This window comes from Alkalihalobacillus bogoriensis ATCC BAA-922 (assembly GCF_000621445.1).
GTDB classification, from domain to species: domain Bacteria; phylum Bacillota; class Bacilli; order Bacillales; family Bacillaceae_F; genus Bacillus_AO; species Bacillus_AO bogoriense.
In genome coordinates, this window is record NZ_KK211279.1 from 82661 (window position 1) to 102434 (window position 19774).

At 36.8% G+C, this 19774-nt stretch carries 15 protein-coding genes; 6 read left to right on the plus strand and 9 right to left on the minus strand.

All coding sequences use genetic code 11. The features are described 5' to 3' along the window. Nucleotides 1–137: 137 nt before the first annotated feature. Nucleotides 138–3233, minus strand: coding sequence for an efflux RND transporter permease subunit (locus T323_RS0121430; RefSeq protein ID WP_026675108.1), 3096 nt, complete (start codon nt 3231–3233; stop codon nt 138–140). A gap of 217 nt (nt 3234–3450) precedes the next feature. Between T323_RS0121430 and T323_RS0121435 the strand changes: the two genes are divergently transcribed. After that, a complete protein-coding gene (locus T323_RS0121435; protein WP_026675109.1) occupies nt 3451–4152 on the plus strand; it encodes an SDR family oxidoreductase in 702 nt (233 codons plus the stop codon). Nucleotides 4153–4270: 118 nt separating this feature from the next. Here T323_RS0121435 and T323_RS0121440 read toward each other — a convergent pair whose 3' ends face one another. Further along, complete coding sequence (locus tag T323_RS0121440) at nt 4271–4903, minus strand: ThuA domain-containing protein (protein WP_026675110.1); 633 nt, start codon at nt 4901–4903, stop codon at nt 4271–4273. A gap of 83 nt (nt 4904–4986) precedes the next feature. Between T323_RS0121440 and T323_RS0121445 the strand changes: the two genes are divergently transcribed. Next, nucleotides 4987–5898, plus strand: a complete 912-nt coding sequence (locus tag T323_RS0121445; protein WP_026675111.1) for a hypothetical protein — start codon at nt 4987–4989, stop codon at nt 5896–5898. A gap of 137 nt (nt 5899–6035) precedes the next feature. Here T323_RS0121445 and T323_RS0121450 read toward each other — a convergent pair whose 3' ends face one another. The 3 genes from T323_RS0121450 to T323_RS0121460 all read right to left on the minus strand — a co-directional run bounded on the left by T323_RS0121450 (nt 6036) and on the right by T323_RS0121460 (nt 9501). Then, nucleotides 6036–6518 (minus strand): DinB family protein, encoded by a 483-nt coding sequence (locus tag T323_RS0121450; RefSeq protein ID WP_026675112.1) that lies wholly within the window; start codon nt 6516–6518, stop codon nt 6036–6038. Between the two features lie 174 nt (nt 6519–6692). Further along, entirely contained in the window at nt 6693–7472 is a 780-nt protein-coding gene (locus T323_RS0121455) for an N-acetylmuramoyl-L-alanine amidase (RefSeq protein WP_026675113.1), read from the minus strand. A 409-nt stretch (nt 7473–7881) separates the two neighbouring features. Further along, nucleotides 7882–9501: a S8 family serine peptidase gene (locus T323_RS0121460; protein ID WP_026675114.1), complete on the minus strand. Its 1620-nt coding sequence runs from the start codon at nt 9499–9501 to the stop codon at nt 7882–7884. A 484-nt stretch (nt 9502–9985) separates the two neighbouring features. Between T323_RS0121460 and T323_RS0121470 the strand changes: the two genes are divergently transcribed. Then, entirely contained in the window at nt 9986–11251 is a 1266-nt protein-coding gene (locus T323_RS0121470; RefSeq protein WP_026675116.1) for a helix-turn-helix transcriptional regulator, read from the plus strand. Between the two features lie 63 nt (nt 11252–11314). Here T323_RS0121470 and T323_RS0121475 read toward each other — a convergent pair whose 3' ends face one another. Then, nucleotides 11315–11854, minus strand: coding sequence for a GNAT family N-acetyltransferase (locus tag T323_RS0121475; protein ID WP_026675117.1), 540 nt, complete (start codon nt 11852–11854; stop codon nt 11315–11317). 165 nt (nt 11855–12019) lie between these two features. Here T323_RS0121475 and T323_RS0121480 point away from each other — a divergent pair, with 165 nt between their 5' ends. After that, nucleotides 12020–12604, plus strand: a complete 585-nt coding sequence (locus tag T323_RS0121480) for a VanZ family protein (protein WP_026675118.1) — start codon at nt 12020–12022, stop codon at nt 12602–12604. Between the two features lie 28 nt (nt 12605–12632). Further along, nucleotides 12633–13760: a nuclear transport factor 2 family protein gene (locus T323_RS0121485; protein WP_026675119.1), complete on the plus strand. Its 1128-nt coding sequence runs from the start codon at nt 12633–12635 to the stop codon at nt 13758–13760. 21 nt (nt 13761–13781) lie between these two features. Here the strand turns inward: T323_RS0121485 and T323_RS0121490 are convergent, their stop codons facing one another. Then, nucleotides 13782–14702: a DMT family transporter gene (locus T323_RS0121490; protein WP_026675120.1), complete on the minus strand. Its 921-nt coding sequence runs from the start codon at nt 14700–14702 to the stop codon at nt 13782–13784. A gap of 160 nt (nt 14703–14862) precedes the next feature. Here T323_RS0121490 and pdxR point away from each other — a divergent pair, with 160 nt between their 5' ends. After that, nucleotides 14863–16269, plus strand: coding sequence for a MocR-like pyridoxine biosynthesis transcription factor PdxR (pdxR, locus tag T323_RS0121495; protein WP_026675121.1), 1407 nt, complete (start codon nt 14863–14865; stop codon nt 16267–16269). 346 nt (nt 16270–16615) lie between these two features. Here the strand turns inward: pdxR and T323_RS0121500 are convergent, their stop codons facing one another. Together T323_RS0121500 and T323_RS0121505 are read right to left on the minus strand one after the other, a co-directional pair. Beyond that, nucleotides 16616–18445, minus strand: a complete 1830-nt coding sequence (locus T323_RS0121500) for a UbiD family decarboxylase (protein WP_026675122.1) — start codon at nt 18443–18445, stop codon at nt 16616–16618. Between the two features lie 138 nt (nt 18446–18583). Next, nucleotides 18584–19771 (minus strand): cytochrome P450, encoded by a 1188-nt coding sequence (locus T323_RS0121505; RefSeq protein WP_026675123.1) that lies wholly within the window; start codon nt 19769–19771, stop codon nt 18584–18586. Nucleotides 19772–19774: the final 3 nt, after the last annotated feature.

The window sequence follows — 19774 nt, forward strand, 5'->3', positions numbered from 1 at the left end:
TAGTTTCCTACACAATAAGAAAAGTGCGGAGCATTCGCTCTTCTAGAATTTGCTGTAAAAGCTTCGCTTCTAGACCAAAATTTTCACACTTTCTATATGAGAAAAAAGCAAAGTCAGTTGACTTTGCTTTTTTCTCGTTATTTAATTGGAACCTTTTGTGCTTGAATCGCTAATGCTCTTTCTTCTCGTTTTACTTTTGTTTTCTTACGAGAGAAAAGTGAAGCAAACGCCCGAAGTCCTCTTGTCATATCTTCAAATAATAAATAGACTGCTGGAATAAGCACTAATGTAATCATCGTAGCAAACAACAATCCAGAGATAACAACGGTGGCCATCGGAGCTTGATAATTACTTGCGGTTCCAGTGGCAATGGCTAAAGGAATCATTCCACCAACGGTTGTTAATGTTGTCATAAAAATCGGTCTTAAGCGGTTTTTTCCTGCTTCTGACACCGCCTCTGAAATGTCCATCTTTTCCTCTCGAAGTTGATTTGTGCGGTCTATGAGTAGAATGGCATTATTCAACACAATTCCAATCAACATAATGACACCAATACCAGACATAATACTCAATTCACGCTGGGTGAGAAGTAGTCCGAAAATGACACCTGTAATTGTTAAAGGAATAATCGACATAACAATAATCGGATGTTTGAAGCTATTAAATTGAACCGCCATGACAACGTACACTAAAAACAATGAAATGACTAAGACGAGTAACAAATCCATCATCGCCTCTTGCTGTGTTTCTAAATCCCCACTAATCGAAACACTATAGCCTGCTGGTGTTTTAAAATCAGCCACAAGTTTTGATATTTCTCGGTTTACTGTGCCTAAGTCAACCCCTTCGATATCTGCTAACACTCTCACATACCGAGTGCCATCTTTTCGGTCGATTTGCGTTGGGGCCAAAATAGGTTCTAATGAAAGAAAAGTTGATAATTTTTCTTTTTCCCCAGTAACTGGTGAAAGAAGTTCAACGTTTAACACATCTGCTTTCTTTTCAATCCCTTCATCACTTTTTATAAAAACTGTTTTTGTACGGTTACCGTCATGTAACTCACCAATTTGTTGGGAGGCAAAAAGTGAATCTAACTTCGACTGAATTTCGAGCGGCGAGATATTTTCATCTTCTAGCTTTTTCTCTTTCAACTTAATTTGCTGCTCTTCTGACAATTTTTCTGTTGTACTCGTAATCCCCACAATTCCGTCAATCTCGCTTAGTTCTTGTTGTAAGTCAGAGGTTATTGTGGATAAAACATCAAAGCTTTCCCCTTGGATTTCAATGGCAACAGGGTAACCACCTCCACCAACACTTGTCGCAGATTGTACACTCACAACCGGAAAGTCATCTTCTAATGAACGAACAGAGGATAAAATTTGTTCATTCACTTCTTTTTGAGACAGTGTCGCCTCTTCTTCCGGGCTCATATTAATAATGGCGTACATTACACTTACTTCGTCCATTACAATCGTATTTGTCACATCTGTAATTGAATCCATCTTTTTACTAACTTCAATGGCAATCTCTTCTCGTTCCTTCGGAGTAAGTCCAGATTCAAGTTGTATCATTAATTCTGAATAACGATTAAATACATCTGGCATAATCGTCATTGGAACTTTTGTGACGACCAATAACGAACTTGCAAAAACAAGGAAAAATGCAAATATAACACTATAACGGTATCGTTTCTTTTTTCCCATCCAGCTTATGAGCTGACCGTATTTTTTTGTCACGGAACCTTCTTGACGTTTGTTTGCCTTATCACTAACCTTTAAGAAATTTTCAGCTAATGATGGAATTAATGTAAACGAAACGATAACTGAGCTTACTAATGTAATACATACGACTACAGATAAAATAATGACAAATTTTCCTGCGTCACCACCTAGTATTCCAATAGGTAAGAAAACTACAATTGTTGTTAACATTGAAGCAAACACTGCGGTTGCCACTTCTTTTGTTCCTTGAAGAACCGCATCCAAGCTTTGCAACCCTTGTTCTTTCTTTTTAAATATAGATTCTAATATAACGATTGAGGCATCAACCATCATTCCAATTCCGAGTCCTAAAGCAACTAAGCTTAACATATTAAAGCTATAGTCAAAATACCACATTGCTGAAAAGGTTAATAAAATTGATAACGGAATCGATAATCCGATAATAATCGTTGCACGAATGTTACGTAAGAAGAGAAGCAGAACTAGTAATGCAATTACTCCTCCTATCAATACGTTTTGTGTCACACCGTCAATTGCATCACTTACATAATCGGCTTGGGCTACAATTTCATTAAACTCAAATCCTTGAACAAGCCCTTCCTTTTCAATTTTCTCTACTTCTGCTCGAATGGCCTCTGCTAATTCAATTTGTGTAACATCGGCTACACGTCCTATTTGAACAAAAATAAAGTTTGAGCTTCCATTTTTCCAAAGTCCATGGGTCTGTTCACTTGATTGTTCTTTGACTGTGGCAATATCACTTATTTTTTTCATACCCTCCATCGTTGGAATACTAATGGATTTAAGATCATCTACTGATTGATAGGATGTATCCCAACGAAGTGTTGGTTCATTTGTTTCTCCTGATAGTTCTCCTACCGCGACATTTTGATTGGATTGTTGGATAAAACCAACAACTTGGTGGATATCAAGCCCATATTCTTCTAACTTATCTTCTTTCAGTTCAATAATAACTTCTTTTGTATCTAAGCCAACCAAATTAACATCACGTACTTCTCGTAATGCTTCAAGCCTAGGTTCTACTACATCTAATGCAAAATTGGTCATTGTTTCCTTATCACCAGCTGAGATATCCATATAAAACTCATATGTTGAATTAGTTGAAAACTGAAACGTCGACAAATCTTCTACATCAAGTAATTGAGAACGAAGACTTTGTAATGAAGAATCAATTTCTTTATAAACTTCATCTCCTCTTCCTTCTTCTATCCCAATCATAAGTGAACTATTACCAATCGATGATGTCGATTCTACATAATCAACTCCATCTATCCCTTGCAATGTTTGTTCAATTGGTTTCGTTATCCTTTCTTCTACATCAAGAGCTGCTAAATCACCAGCACTTACGTAAACTGAAGCCCCGTCCATCGTTATAGGAGGAAATAACTCCTTATCTAGCTTTGTTGAAGCGTACAATCCAATAATCAAGACAAACACAACAAGCAACCCGACAATTAATTTTCTTTTTAATAAAAACTTTAATACTGACATTTCGTTCCCTCCACAATTTATAAATTGATGACAATTTCTTCTAGTGCAATCAAATTATATAATGTTCCAAGAAAACTTTAATCGTGTTTCGGTACGAATCTGATCTCCTCCTCGAGTCGGAGAGCCTCTAAACCTTTCAACTTATGAGAAGGAAAGGTATAATGAATAAAACATAATAAGAAAAAGGAAAATTATGAAGAAAATGGAGGGAAGATAAATGGAGAATGCAGTTATAATCACCGGAGCAAACCGGGGATTAGGTTTGGAATTCGTGAAAGTATATGGAGAAAAAGGCTGGAACGTATTTGCCTGTGCCCGCAGTCAAAGTGAAGATTTATCATCGTTAGTCAACCAATACGAGAATATAACTGAAATCAAAATGGATGTAGCAAGCGAGCAATCTGTCCAAAACGCCATCCAACAAATCAATGGAACTTGTTCAGCAATCGATGTTGTCATAAACAATGCTGGAGTTCATTTTGATGAATCCATGAACAAGCTTGACCAAGTCAATTTTGACATTGCCCTAGAAACGTTTAACATTAATTCACTTGGTCCGTTACGTGTGACTAAACATGTATTACCTTTACTTGAGCTAGGAAAGAAAAAAGTTCTCATTAATATTTCTTCAGAAGCGGGAAGCATTACAAATGCTTGGAGAGATGCCGAGTTCGATTATTGCATGTCAAAGGCAGCATTAAATATGCAAAGCAAATTACTGCAAAACGCTGTAAAACCAAAAGGAATAAAAGTCCTCTCCATTCATCCAGGATGGCTTCAAACAGATATGGGAGGTTCTGAAGCTACAGACAGTCCAAACACAGCAGCTTTACGAATAATAAAATTAGCAGAACAGTATGAGGGAAAACTAAATGAACCGATTTATTTTGAAACAAATGGAAATGTGTATCCTTGGTAAGGAGAGGGGAATAACGATGAATTGAAGAAAAAAAGCCTTCTCTTTCCGTAGACGGCTAGTGAGCCCTCGTTGTGCTAATGCACTGTGAAGGCTCACTTTTGCTTTTCTCATTCGATCGTTATTGTCCATCCTCTTTCCTTAAACACCAATTTACACTATTCACAATTAATCGTTGTAATGTAGGATTTTGAAAGGATTGATCGTCATGGCCAGGGGCAATATAAATGATCTTACCTAATCCGTATTTCCGCCACCAAACCGCAGGCATTGTTTTTTCTCCATTTGAACACTCAACTAATATATCTAACTGCACAAACGGGTCAAACTCAAACTCATATAATTCTTCTTCCATCTGAAAATCAAGAAGCCCGTTTGTAATTGGATGTTCTTTTACCATTTTATAGTTTACTGTTTGGTACGGGGGATGTCCTGTAAACACAGCCCCAACTAATTGCGCATATTCATCATTAGCTTGAAAAGAAATACCATTATGTAAACAAATCATTGCCCCACCGTTAGCGATATAAGTTAACAGCGCTGCCATACTTTTTGGTTGGAGCGTTTTCTCCCAAGCATCTACATACATGAGAAGACCTTGATATGCTTGAAACGAATCATCAAATTCATTTCGCTCATAAATATCTAGCTCAACATGCGTAAGGATCGAAGTAATACTATCCTTCACATGATGTAATGGGTGGTAAAGAGCATCTTTGTTATCACCGATTAAAACAAATTTTGGTTTGCTCACTTTTCTATTCCTCCTTGTAACCTTCCTTTTTTTAAAAGCGTCTATTCAAGCGAAATGAAAAATGATTAAAGGAGTTTTCCTAGATGAAAAAAGTTCTATTATTCTCACTTGCTCTTAGTTTATTCCTTTTTGGATGCGGAGTAAACGAAACAGCGTCTGTTACAACCAATAGCATTCCAAACGAGACACTCCAAAATACTACACAAGCAAACGAAAGACAAAAAAATCCTCAGGAAGTGTTGGATCTTACTCATACAGAGCCGCTCACTTATGAAAATCAGTATCATGCCTATACTCTATCATTACCTGGTCACTGGATTGAAAAATATGGTGTAGACGAAAATCAAAAGGAAGCAAGATTGTATTATCAATCTGAAACAGGTGAAAATGCCGACCTTGTTACAATTTTTACGGTCCCACAACAACAATGGGAACAAGATAAGTTAGGTCAGCTTCATTATTTGACAGAAAAAGATGGATTTGTTTACTTTTTTGTTCTTCCTCTTGATAACCCATTTGAAACAGAAGAAAAACAAAAAGAGTATAGCAAGATGGTGGAAGAAGCTCATATTGCAATGAGTACATTTTCACTGTCAGGAGAAGAAGTGAGCGGCAGTCCTATGGTCGCATTAGATTTATTTTTCCATGCTTTTCAAAGTGAGAATTACGAACTCGCTGCTCATTTCTATGGTGGTGAATATGAATGGATCCATGAAAAGACAAAAGGAGTTATCGACATAGCGTCCGATGACAAAACTGGTATTTTACAAGCTTTCATTGAAAACTTAGGTGGCGAAGTAACGTACTTATCGAACGTAAGTGAACCTATTTTTATTGAAAAAGATAACACATACCAGTTTATAGTGAGTCTTCTGCAAGCAGATGGTTCTCCATATGTTCCTCTTGAAGACTCTCAACCGTTAGCTTTTCATGTTAAAGCCATTGACGGAACATATAAAGTCATGGAATTGCCATCCATCGCTACACTTCCTTAAGTTACATGACAGCTTAAGAAAAACGCGGAGCGTCTTTTCGTTCTATGAATAAGTTTTCAAAACTTCACTGCTAGACCAAAATTTTTCTTGTTAAAAAAGAGAGTCCATAGGAAACAGGGCTCTCTCTTTTTTATTCGTTATAGCTGTTCTTTAATCTCTTCAATTTGATATAAATGACGCTTTTCATGAAGACCTACAAAAGAAACCCACTGCTTTAAATTTAAAGATCCTAAAACAGGATGTCGGTATGACTTTTGTTCAAGAACAGCTTCTTCCACATCACCAACGATATTTTCTAGCGCCTCACGGGATTTTTCGAGCTTTTCTAAGCTCTCTTGTAACCCAATAAACTGATTCGAAGGGACAACATAGGACGGTGCTTCTACTTTAAAAGAACGGTCGGGAACCCGGTGAATTGGTTTTGTTGATGCAGGTTGACTTTGTTCGTTTTCAAGTTCGGCTACAATCGTTTTTGTCACAACCGTCTCCATTAAATACAAATGCTCTAACACTTGTGCTATTGTCCACTTTCCTCCTTCAACGACTTTGTTAATTTCCTCATCTGACAATTGAGATACACTTTGAAATAACGCCTGTCTCACCTCTGTATTCACTTCCATTGACGCCCTCCTTTTTCTTATTTTGATAAGTATATGCCTATAACTCTACTAGTATAACAGTCCTGATAGCGCTCTCACAGAGAAAGAGGAACTGCTTTTAAAGGAAAGAACAATCATCAAGGCTACCGAAATAATGATTAGGTAGCCCCAGTTTTATGAAAGTATCATTGTCATTTAATTTTGTACGACAATGAAAACATCATAGCCTTTATCTTCTAATTCTTCTTTTAATCTCTCAGCGTTCTCCCGATTTCTAAATGCCCCTACTTGCACCTTCCAAAGGTCACCATTTCTATACACATACGGTGTATATCCATTATCTTCCAATTGTGTAGCCAGCCTTCTTGCATTAGCTTCTTCTTGAAATGCTCCTACTTGTACTTTATACATTGTTTCTTGTGGAGGTGTGTCATTTGATTGTTCTAGTTGAAAAGCTTCTGCTATTCCATTTACATGACCTCGTGCAATTGTTTCTAGAAAAGCTGGATCTGATAATAATTCAGCATCGTTTTCATTATCTACAAATAGATTTTCAGTTAAAATCGCAGGCATGGCTGTTTCACGCAACACTACAAAGTTCGCAGTCATTTTTCCGCGGTCATTCACATCAATTTCTTCAACAATCGCATCATGAACGATATTTTGTAATTCAACCGTTCTTTCTGCTTGGCTCGTATGAATATACGATTCAAACCCTGTGCCACCACCGGCATTGCTATGAACTGAAATAAAATAATCGGCTCCCCAATCATTCGCCATTTGTGCTCTTTCTGATAATTCAACAAACACATCACTATCACGACTCATTTCAACTTCAACATCTTCATATTCATTTAGGAGCATGTCCCGAATGTGAAGAGAAATGTCTAGCACAATTTCCTTTTCTTGAAGGCCATTCGCTTCCGCTCCGGCATCGTCTCCACCATGACCTGGATCTATAAAAATCTTTGTCATGAACGTCACCTCTTTTATTATTTTTAGCTTACAATACCAATATATGACGATCGACAAGTTTCGAAACGGTAGTTTGACCATTTTTGATTAAAGCTTACGAGATTTAGGTTTTCGTTTAGGAGAAAGTAGACATGTGAGGAACGCCATGCTACCTGTATCGGACATTGATTCCACTATTTTAGTAAATGCGCGTCTTTCTTCATCTTCATCGGACATACGTTCCGCTATTTCATTATGCTCTCTGCTAGAACAGTCTATTTTTACTACTATAACGGAACATGTGTCCGATAGCATATGCGAAATCATCTAATATAGCAAATTACCAGAATCCATGTCCGTATGCAAAATTCAAACTCAACATGAAAAAGCTGCCGTTCAAGTATCGGCAGCTTTTTCACCTATTGTTCCATTAGTTGACACTAAATCTTGTTGTTGCTGTACTTCCTTCATATCCTGAAAGAGACGTTGCCGCTTGTACACCATATGTGCCTCTTGCTGTAGATGAAGATGTCGCAATCGTCCATGTAGCTACACCAGAGTTATTCGTTGTTGCTGTATTTGTTACTGTTGTTCCATTTGGACGTGTAATTGTAAATTGAACGGTTGCATTCGATAGTGCTTGCCCATCTTGGTCCACAACATTAGCTCTCACAGTAACAGATTGACCTCTCGTATAGCTTGATGCATTTGTTGAAACCGTTGTGTTCGTTTCATAACTTGGTTGTTGAGATTGACCACTAGCTGCTCGAACTGCAGCATTAGCATCGACAATTCCGTGTCCATACTGGTTGAAACTTCCAGCATATTGTGCTGTGTTTTGTAAAATCGATCTTGCTTCTGCTACTGAAATATTAGGGTTTGCTGCTCGCATTAATCCCGCTACACCTGCAACATGTGGCGTTGCCATTGATGTTCCAGATAAAGTGCGGAACTGGCCATTTGGATATGTGCTATAAATGTTAGAACCTGGTGCCATTAACTCTAAGCCTTGACCATAATTAGAAAAGCTTGATCTTGTACGGTTTGAAGTAACTGAACCTACGGCGATTGCACCACTGTAAGCAGCGGGATAAGAAATACTTCCACGTGAATCATTCCCAGTTGCAGCAACAACGATTGTTCCTGATGATACTGCTGTACGAATCGCATCATCCATACCTTGACTATAGCCGCCGCCACCTAAAGACATATTAATTACATCTGAATTAACACTTGCTGCATATAAAATACCTTGTTGAATACCATACATTGAACCACTACCATTATCTCCTAATACTTTTACCGGAATTAATGTCGCGTTTTGCATTACACCGGAAACCGAACCATAACTTGCGATTGTTCCAGCTACATGTGTTCCGTGGCCTTGAACATCTCCTGTTCCACCACCAACAAAGCTACGCCCTAAGCTTGTATTTACTAGATTACGAAGATTTGGATGGTTCGCATCAATACCAGTATCAAGTACGGCAATTCGGACATTTCTTGAACCTGTTGTTATATTCCATGCTTGTGGAGCATTAATCATTTCATAATGCCATCTTTGGTTATTATGCATAGCAATTGAAACTTCTTCAGCTGTTACTTCTTCCATTGCATGCATTACAAAGTTTTCAGAAACATAGCGAACTTCTAAGCCAAGATCTTTCATTGTTTTCTCAAGTTCTTTTTTCGCTTTATCAATTGACTTGTACTTTTTCACATCGTATTCAACTAAATAGACCATGCCCATTTCATTTACAACAGTTGCAGTAAAGTCATGATTAAAAGCTTGGATTTCATTTGGGTCACTTTGTCCTAATAACGAGTCAACAATTTCAAATCCTTTATTTTCTAACACCTGGTCTTTATTAATGATATTATTCGTTGATTGAATGGACATTTGAGCTTGATCTTCGATTGAAATGACAAGTTGCCCCTCAATATAATCACCATTATTTTTACCTTTTGATTCATTGGCAAATCCGGACCCTGTGAACAAAGAGAAAACCATGAGCACCGCGACTGCAGACATCCCCAACCATTTTTTCATTTTCATTCCTCCCATTTTTCTAATATTCTGATTTATGCAAATACATTGATGTCCGACATTATTCATAGACTATTCAACCTAGTCCACTTTTTTTGACTGACCTCCTTTTCCTCCTCTCATTTTTATTTTGTATAGTTTCTTTTCCAATGAAAATCGCATTGGAAAACTGGAAATAACTTTTCAAAAAACGAATGACAAACTCTTTATTTGTGTAAAGACCATTTCCAAATCGCTCATACACTTTTTCTATATCTTTCAAAATCTACCATCCTTGTTTCTACTTTTATTCTATCAGTAGAACAGCTTTTTTGTTATTGGGAAATATAGAACAAATTTTAAGAGATACTAGGTAAAATTTATCGATTTTTCACAATATTCCCTAAAATGTTGACTGTTTATAATGAGATCCTTATGATTAAACTATCTTTTTGATCTGTAGATTTGTCTGAAAAACATTTCGAAAATCTATTTGATGGAGGTTCTTATGTTTGGACAAAAAATTTATTATTTTAGAAAATTAAAAGGCTTAACACAAGAACAACTTGCACAAGGAATTTGTTCGATTTCACACTTAAGTAAAATTGAAAATGGACATGAAGCTCCTAGTCATCATATGTTAGAACATTTATGCAAGCGACTCGGTGTATCATTGTCTGATATCGATTCAACTGAAAATGAAAGTTGTTTTAATGAACAACTAGATTTATGGTATAACCGCCTTTGTGACAGGGATAAACAAGAAGCTACTAGACTATATCGGGTGTTAGAAAAACAAGTAGGACAATTTCAAAATCCAACGATTCTCGTTAAACACACGCTCTTTACTTTTCGATACAAACTTTTAATGCAAGATTTAGATGAAGCTAGTACACTGCTTTGTAACTTAACAAAAGTAAAAGGAAAATTAGAGCCACATTTACAGTACTATTATTATTTGTTTTCTGGTTTATTTTCGTTTAAAAAAGCAGACTACTTAGCTGCACTACAAGATTACCAACAAGCAGAAAAAATCCATAACGACCTTCGAATACAAGACCCAGAAGTCTATTATCATTTATCATTAGTAAACATGCACTTGCACCGCACTTATTATTCTGTTAAATATGCACAACTGGCTTTATCAAGTTTTATACAAGAATGCAACTATGCAAGAAGCATTGACTGCCAAAATCTCCTTGGTGTCAATGAAACACGAGTCCAGAACTATACGCAAGCTGAAAAACACCTTTATGATGGTCTCCGTGTCGCAAATCTCATTCATGATAATATCCAAATCGGCGTAACGTATCATAATCTTGGTTATTTATTTTACAGTCAAGGTGATTATCAAAAAGCAATGCAATATTATACAACAAGCATGAATTATTATCATGAGGAAGATGCTATCCAAAACGTCCGAACGTATTACAGGCTTGCACGAACTTGCTTTATGAGCGGAGATTATCCTAAAACGTTGAAATGGATTGAGGACGGACATCACCTCGCTGAAAAACTTAAAAAAATTGAGTTTGTCCATCATTTTCAAGTGATGAAACATCAAGTTCAAAAAGATAACCCTCTGTTATTCGAGGCGATGCTAAAAGAAGAGGTTATTCCATATTTTGAAGAAAAACAAATATGGTACTATGTGGCTCGTTATGCTGAAATGCTTGCTGAATATTATGCGAATGATTTTAAATATAAAAATTCAACTTACTATTATTCTCTTGTGAATGAATCTAGGAAAAAAATCTATAAGTATACCGTGTAATCACTATTTCTTGGTAAAAGAAAAGACCTAAAGAATCCCTCACTCTTTAGGCCTTTTCTTGTATTAGTTTTCTGTTTTAAACTCAGTACGTAGAATACTCATTAGAATATTATCGTAATAGGTTCCATCGTAAAGGAGTTCGTCTCGTAACACGCCCTCTTTCACAAATCCTAGCTTTTCATAAGCTTTAATCGCGCGTTTATTATATTCAAATACATTTAAACTAACCCGGTATAAGTTACATACTTCAAATCCATACTCTAACAATAACCGCAATGCTTCAGGACCATACCCTCTTCCATAGTTTTCTTTGTTGTAAATTCCAATTCTAACATTCCCATTATTATTTAAATAATCCATTTCATTTAATGCTACGTCTCCGATAACGACTCCCGTTTCTTTTAACACAATCGTAAAATCAAGACGGGTACGGTCTGCTTTAAATTTCTCATAGGCCGCTTTAATGTCGTCAATCGTAAAAAAAGTTTGTGTGCCTGTTAATTTTCTAAATTCAGAATTAAGTAATGCTTCGTATATATGAATAGCATCTCCCTCCTCAAATGGGCGTAAATACACTCTTCTTCCGTCTAAATATTTTTTCATTGTAGCCTCCTAGTCATTATTCTATTTACTTCATAATATCCCATATTACTATTTAGCGATATTAGAAGGGGACAACCAAAAATACTTTACAATTCTAATTGAACCTTTCATTATAGAATAGTAGCAAAAACTGCTATTTATACAAGAAAGTAGATGAGAACTTTAATGAAAAAACAATATTCTATCTTCGCTTCACAACTTGGATTCTTTTTACTTTTACCGATTTGGATGAAACTCATTTCTTATTTACATCCTGTCGTAATTGTTGTCGTTTGGATTGTTTTTACCGTTACTTTTTGTTTCATTGCATTTCTTATCACAAAACAAACGGTCACGCTCTCTTCAACATGGCTCCATGTAGTGATGAGTCTTTACACGATATCACTTTTTATCTTGTTATTTTTTCGGCCTGAAAATCAACAATACGGAACAATTAATCTCATTCCGTTTGAAACGATCCGATTTTACTTCACGGGCCACGTCTCACCGTTGATTGCCTTTTATAACTTAAGTGCTAACATTGGCTTATTCATCCCATTTGGATTATATTATCGTTTTATCTCAAATACACCTAGGTTGATTCTATTGCTTTGTATTTCGATTTTATCCATAAGTATCGTTGAGATTTTACAATATGCTACAAAACGTGGCAGCTTAGATATAGACGACTTAATTTTGAACGTCTTAGGATTTTGCATTGGTTATTTTCTATTTACATGCGTGCAAAAGGTCTTACATTTGAAAAGATAAATGCATTTCTGTTAGAAAGGAGCCTATCATGAGAAACAAAACACTCTTAGCTATAACCTCATCATTATTGATAATAGGGTGCTCGCAATCTCCATCAGATCGAGTTGAAAACGCTATGAAACAAGCTACATCTAAAGGAAGCAATGAAATAAACGACCACGTCATTTTACTTGAAGATGAACGTTCACTCGAAGCAATCCAATATGACCTGGATGACTATTACAACAATTATGACTTAGCAGGGTGGAATTCCGTTAATCACCCTGACGGTTATCGGTCTTATGATGAACAATTTATCGAGAGGATCAAACAAGCCAAAGTACAAAGACGGACCGTTTTTGTTGATATATTACTTGTGAAAGATGACATTGCCATTGTCTTATGCAAGTATGAGTTTCGTCAGGACAAGGAATATAACATGAATGACAATTGGAATTCAAATTTTACAACGATGCTTATTTTTAAAGAATATAATCATGAGTGGAAAATGTATGATAGTTGGACATTACGAGAGGCATGGCTACTTGAAGATGGTACTGAGGACCCTCTTTCCACTAATAACTATAAAGAAACAGAACAACTAGAATTAATCGAAAAAATAAAAAACGAAAACCTTGACCCTCTACAAACCTATTATGACTTTCATTCAGAAAAAGCGGTAACTGAGGCAGAAAAAGCAGACATGAAACAATTATTTGAACAAGCAGATGAGGCTTTTAACAATCGTGATGTGAACGGGTGGAATTCGACTAGACATCCTAGTTTAACACCTGTGGATCATGACTTTATGGAGGAAAGAGAACAAGTAAATGTAAAACGAGACACTACCTTTATTGAACCTTTATATTCAAATGGTGCTACTGCCATTGTTCATGTTACATATGAATTTCGACAAGAACAAGAATTTGACTCTTCAAATAATTGGAATAAAAATAATTCGTCATTAGCTATTTTACAAAAATATAAAGACCAATGGAAAATTAATCATCATTTTACTTTACATGATTCTTGGCTCCTCGAAAATGGTTCTCCCGATCCAGAGAACACCTACGATTATAATGAAGCCGAGCAACTAAAGCTCGTTGAATCGATTAAACAAGACTGGTTACACCCCGTTGATACTTTACAAAAATATCATGACGAACATTTTCAATAATGACGAGAAGGTCCGGGGAGATTATGATTCTACTTCCCGGACTTTCTCCTTTTTCTGTTTTTCTTTTGTGGAAATGATAAAGATGGCAAGCAATACACATAAAAGGCCAACTCCATGAAGGATAGAAAATGGTTCATGTAAAAAAATAACCGACAAAACAACAGCTGCTAACGGAAGAACTGATGTTGCGACACCAGCATGACTTGCTGGAACTTCACTTATCCCTTTGTACATGAATAAAAAAGCAAGCACCGTCACAAAAATTCCGTAATACAAAAGTAACCCCCAGTCAAACAACGATACATCGGCTAAGTTAAATTTCCGCAACTCATAAAGTGAAAACGGTAGAAAGAAAAGGACCCCCCATATACTCATGACAGTTGTTATCGTTAATGGGCTAACGCGTTTTGAACTAGCCTTTCCTAAAATTATAAAAAGCGCTTCACTAATCACAGCTCCTAAAACAAGGCTATTTCCTACAACATGATTATTTCCGCTCCCTACTTCTGATACATGACCACTCATATTTACAAGAATCGTTCCTGCCACAGCAAACAGGATACCAAGCGCCGTTATTTTTGATATTTTTTCCTTTAATATAAGCACAGCAATACAAGCAACAATTGCCGGAAGTGTGCTCGTTAACATCCCTGCTTCTAAAGCGGTTGTTTCCTTTAAACCGTAGAGCATAAAAATACTAAACAAAAAAACACCGCAAAAAGCTTGAAAAAACAAAGAAACTCCTTCCCGCTTGTCTATCGTAGGCCTCCCTTCCTTTATTACCCAAATCGGAATAAGAATAAGTGAAGCGATAAGAAAGCGAAACTCTGATGCTAAAAATACTGGAATTCGACTCACTAGCACTTTCCCAACAACTACAGAACTACCTACAATTACCATAGCGATGATAATGTACAAATAACTTTGATATAAGCGGCTCATATGTCCTTCCTTTCAAAACATAACTTCTCATTTATAACTCCCATATTTCTCCTCCCTTTCCTAACATCTATAAAGCTATCATGGTAAACTGGTAGAAAAAAGAACCACTTAATTTAAAATTTCAAGGTACCAATTTAAAAAGAGAGGAAAGAGAAAGAGAATGTGGATACATATTGAGAAAAACACAAACATTCCATTAATGAAACAACTGTATTCAAAGCTCCGCGAAAAGATATTAAAAGGAGAGTTGCTTGAAGGCGAACGTTTACCTTCGACTCGGTTACTTTCAAATCAGTTACACATATCAAGAAATGTAGTATTAGAAGCTTATGACCAGTTGATTGCCGAAGGATTTTTAGTTACAAAACAGGGAGCGGGCACATTTGTAGCAGAGGGGGCTTACTTCCCTGTTGAAAAAAAAGAAGAGACCGAAAACTTTTTTACAGAAGAAAAAGTAGAGAAAAGTGCTACTATTGATTTCCGCTCAGGAATACCAGATTTATCTTTTTTCCCTCGAAACACATGGAGTAAATTACTGCAAACCATTTGTTTAACTAGCGAGGATTACATTTTTAACTACGGAAACCCAGAAGGCCACCCTGTTTTTAGACAAGTTTTATCCCGTTACCTAAAAAAAACACGCGGTGTCTGCTGCCATCCAAACCAAATCGTTGTGACTTCTGGTGCGACCCAAGCATTGTCTATGCTTGCCAAACTATTACTCACTCAAGGTGACAAAATGCTCATTGAAGATCCGATTACAAAAGATATTCAAACGATTTTTTCTTCAACAGGAGCTACGTTATACCCTATTCCTGTTGATAAAGAAGGGATGCAAACACATCTCCTTCCTCATAACGAGAAGCCAGCATGTATCTTTGTTACACCATCACACCAATTTCCTCTAGGAAGTACATTACCGATTCAACGTCGAATCGAACTGCTAGCCTATGCCAAAATGAAAGCATGTTATATTATTGAAGATGACTATGACAGTGAATTTCGATATGAAGGGACACCCGTTCCATCACTCCAAGGCCTTGATCCAAACCGTGTCATTTATGTTGGTTCATTTAGTAAAATTTTGTCACCAGGACTTAGGCTTGGTTATCTCGTTTTGCCTCCACAGTTCATTGAACAATGCAAAACAATTAAATGGTTTACCGACCTTCATACTCCATGTTTAGAACAACTTGTTTTAGCTCATTTTATTGAAGAAGGCTATTTAGAACGACATATTTACAAAATGAAGAAAATTTATAAAAAAAGACGAGACTGCTTACTAGATGAACTAGAGAAACATTTTTCTGGAAAAGTCACTGTCTCTGGTTCGCTGACAGGCTTACATGTCATTGCCTATTTTAATAATGTGAATTTTTCCCCTTCCTTCGTTAAAGCCATCCATTCTGCTGGTGTTCGCATTTATCCGGTTGAGACTCATTCTATTAATAAAGGACAACATCACCAAAAACTAATTATCGGCTTTGGTCATTTAACAGAATCGAAAATTAAAGAGGGCGTATCGAAGTTACATAAAGTACTCTCTCCTGAAGTTTCGGACATCTGAGCCGTTATTTCTATGAAAACTACGCTTTTTTAACATTCTAACGGACATCCGTTCCGCAATTCCACTAGTTCCTCGTTATTTCCCGTCCGTTCTTACGTGAATAGCGGAACCAGTGTCCAATACAGTTTTAAAAAAAGGGTATTTCATATAAAATAACGGAACAAATGTCCAGACAGCCTACTCATTAAAGAAAAACGCGGAGCGTCTTTTCTTTCAAGCGAAGTGCGGAGCCTTCGCTCTTCTTGAAATAGCTTTCAAAGCTCCACTGCTATACCCAAATTTTTATACTTCTTATCTTTCAAAAAAAGGAGTACCTTGATTTCTCAAGGCACTCCAAATTTTGTCGTTATTTTACAACTCCATGCAAAACGGCATCTTTTGTAAAAAAGCGTTCTATGTTCGCTTCAACTTCTTTATCTGGAACAAGTGGAGGGGCATGATGTGGTTTAATTCTCGCATCAATAATGACATTGTCGCAACCCCAATGTTTATGCTCATACCGACTATTCACCCCATGGATGTCATGAGAAGGATTACTTCTTGTAAATGTCGCCCAAAGGAAATTGCTCATTGACGCAGTAAAAAAGTCACTATCATCACATACGATAAGTAATGGACACTGTTCAATAGCCCCTTTTGCTTGAATCGATACACTAAGTTTCTTCATTTCTTCTGCTGTCTTTTTCTCATCAACAAATGGTCCACTTTCGACTGCCACAACACCAGGCATAATTAATTTGGCGTTATGAAATCCATCTAATTGCGCAAGCTCTTTTGGAACTTGTTCGCATAACTCTCTTTTCTTCTCACCATAAGCAGCAAATACAACTTTGCTCCCTGTATTTAAACCTGTACCTGAATAATCAAGAGTGTCAATCGTTGTATTTGTTTGAAAATGTATATCACGATGGAAATCCATTCTTTCTAAAATATACATTAGAAATTCCTTTTCTTTATGCGTATCTAACGGAATTTCATCTTCAGCGGTAATAAACAAATATTTCGCTAAACTTAATTGACCTGTTCCTAAAATCCGATTTGCAATCGTTAACAGCTCTGCAGGTTGTTTTACTTGTTGATACGGTGTATATCGCTCACTTCCAATTGCAAAAAGAAGTGGGTGCACGCCTGCTGCGTCAACAGCATGTACTTCTTTTACCCCAGGAACTTCGGATTTCACCGCATCCCCTGTTAATTCATGTATCAAATCACCAAAGGACGTATCTTCTTGAGGTGGTCGTCCTACAACCGTAAATGGCCAGATTGCATTTTCTTTCGCATACACTTTATGAATCTTCATAAGCGGAAATTCATGCGTTAAACTATAATAACCTAAATGATCCCCAAATGGTCCCTCAGGTTTTGTTTCTCCTGGATGAATGTCACCGGTAATAACAAAATCTGCATCATGACTAACACAATATCCATCAACATAGCTGTATCGAAATCTTCGTCCAGCAAGTAAACCAGCAAATGTCATTTCACTTAACCCTTCAGGTAATGGCATAACAGCGGATAGTGTATGGGAAGGTGGACCTCCTATGAAAATACTCACCTTTAATGGTTCACCTTTTCGTCTTGCTTTTTCTTGGTGAATCCCAATCCCTCGATGGATTTGGTAATGAATACCGACTTCTTTATTCAGTTCATACTCATTTCCACTTAACTGCACACGATACATTCCTAAATTCGAATTCATAATGCCAGGATTTTCCGGGTCTTCTGTATACACTTGAGGTAACGTAACAAACGCCCCACCATCCATTGGCCAATGATGGATTAAGGGCAAGTCTGAAATTTGAATTTCACGGTGTGTCGCAGGAAGTCCATTTTTCTTTAACGGTAATGCTGCTAGAGCCGACAAAGCATTTCGCACTTGTTTGTGTGGACTTTTTAATGCTTTCATCGGGTCATTTCGTAATGCAATAACACTTTGAACAGAGTCCCATGTTTTTCGAAAAATAAACTTACTCCGTTCTACAGAACCGAACAAATTCGACACTGCTGGATACTTAGAACCTTTTACATTTTCAAACAACAAAGCGGGACCGTTTGCATCATATACTTTTAAATGAATGGCCGCCATTTCTAAGTTCGGGTCTACCTCTTCTTTTATCCGAACTAAATGCCCGTTCTTTTCTAAATCGATAATACATTCTTGTAAATTACGATACATTGTTTCAAAAGCTCCAATCTTATATGTAAAATTATCTTATCGCATTCATCTTTTCTCCCCCTCTATTTTAATATAAATTTGTCGACTTGTGTAATAAAGCAATCCCAAAAGATGAAACTACACCTTTTGGGATTGTTGTTATTGTTGTAATTGTAATGTTAACTTTTCTAATGCTCGAAAGCCAGCAAGTTTACGCCATTGGATTTCTGCTTTATCAAGTTTAATGGTAGAAAGATGATTTCGTAACGTTTCAATGGCAACTTCGGCTTCAAGTCTAGCAAGCATCGAACCGATACAGAAATGTTGACCTGCTCCAAAGGTGAGGTGTGCGTTTGGTGTACGTGTAATTATGAAAAGATTCGGGTCTTTAAACTGTGCTGGATCTCGATTTGCCGCTCCTAGCATAATGTAGACTTGTTCCCCTTTTTTCATTTCTACTCCATGTAATACACAATCATCCGACACAACTCGTGCTGTCAATTGAGTCGGACTCTCAAAGCGTAAACATTCTTCTACTGCGCCTTTCACAAGAGTAGGACGCTCTTGCAAAGCGGCGTATTGATCCGGAAATTGTGCGAAACAGTAAACAAGATTGCTAATTAAATTAACCGTTGTTTCATGACCAGCAATTAAAAGTAAAATGCAGGTCGAGACAATTTCATCTTCTGTCACTTTCCCTTGTTGTTTCGCTTGCATCAAGCCATGTAACAAACTATGGTCAGACATATCCCGTATTTTCATTCGCTCATGAAAATAAGTGACCATCGCATCAACCGTATCGTTTCCTTCGAGTAAAGCTTTACGGTTGCGATTTAAATCAATCGTTTGTACTAACGAATAGGCCCATTTTCGAAAAAGCTCTTTATCTTTTTCAGGAACACCAATAATCGAAGCAATAACAGAACTTGCCAACGGAAAAGCATACTCTGAAACGACATCCAACGTTTTCTTTTTTTTCGCTTCTCTTACCAGTTCTTCCGTCGTTTTTTCCATCATTTCGTTTATGTTCGCTAGTGCTTTTGTTGTAAAATACTCACTCATAATCTCACGTAGCTTTTTATGGTCTGGTGGGTTTTGGTACAACACCATATTTTTTTGGACCGTTGCTGTTGTTTCGTATTTCTTTGTTGTTGTCGGTAAAGGGATCCGTGTTTGAAAGCGAGAATCCGTTAATATCGCTTTCGCCTCCTTATATCCCGTAACAAACCATCCCGATTGCTTACATAACCGTTTTTTCAAAATAGGAGATTGTTCACGCATTTTCTCATAGGAATCATACGGGTTTATCAAATCATCATTTTTCAACATTGCAAGCGTTTGTTCCAAAAC

Bases quoted from the DNA above. Each gene is read 5' to 3' on its own strand.
- T323_RS0121430 (WP_026675108.1), bottom strand. From the start codon at position 3,233: ATGTCAGTATTAAAGTTTTTATTAAAAAGAAAATTAATTGTCGGGTTG.
- T323_RS0121435 (WP_026675109.1), top strand. From the start codon at position 3,451: ATGGAGAATGCAGTTATAATCACCGGAGCAAACCGGGGATTAGGTTTG.
- T323_RS0121445 (WP_026675111.1), top strand. From the start codon at position 4,987: ATGAAAAAAGTTCTATTATTCTCACTTGCTCTTAGTTTATTCCTTTTT.
- T323_RS0121450 (WP_026675112.1), bottom strand. From the start codon at position 6,518: ATGGAAGTGAATACAGAGGTGAGACAGGCGTTATTTCAAAGTGTATCT.
- T323_RS0121455 (WP_026675113.1), bottom strand. From the start codon at position 7,472: ATGACAAAGATTTTTATAGATCCAGGTCATGGTGGAGACGATGCCGGA.
- T323_RS0121460 (WP_026675114.1), bottom strand. From the start codon at position 9,501: ATGAAAAAATGGTTGGGGATGTCTGCAGTCGCGGTGCTCATGGTTTTC.
- T323_RS0121470 (WP_026675116.1), top strand. From the start codon at position 9,986: ATGTTTGGACAAAAAATTTATTATTTTAGAAAATTAAAAGGCTTAACA.
- T323_RS0121475 (WP_026675117.1), bottom strand. From the start codon at position 11,854: ATGAAAAAATATTTAGACGGAAGAAGAGTGTATTTACGCCCATTTGAG.
- T323_RS0121480 (WP_026675118.1), top strand. From the start codon at position 12,020: ATGAAAAAACAATATTCTATCTTCGCTTCACAACTTGGATTCTTTTTA.
- T323_RS0121485 (WP_026675119.1), top strand. From the start codon at position 12,633: ATGAGAAACAAAACACTCTTAGCTATAACCTCATCATTATTGATAATA.
- T323_RS0121490 (WP_026675120.1), bottom strand. From the start codon at position 14,702: ATGAGCCGCTTATATCAAAGTTATTTGTACATTATCATCGCTATGGTA.
- pdxR (WP_026675121.1), top strand. From the start codon at position 14,863: ATGTGGATACATATTGAGAAAAACACAAACATTCCATTAATGAAACAA.
- T323_RS0121500 (WP_026675122.1), bottom strand. From the start codon at position 18,445: ATGTATCGTAATTTACAAGAATGTATTATCGATTTAGAAAAGAACGGG.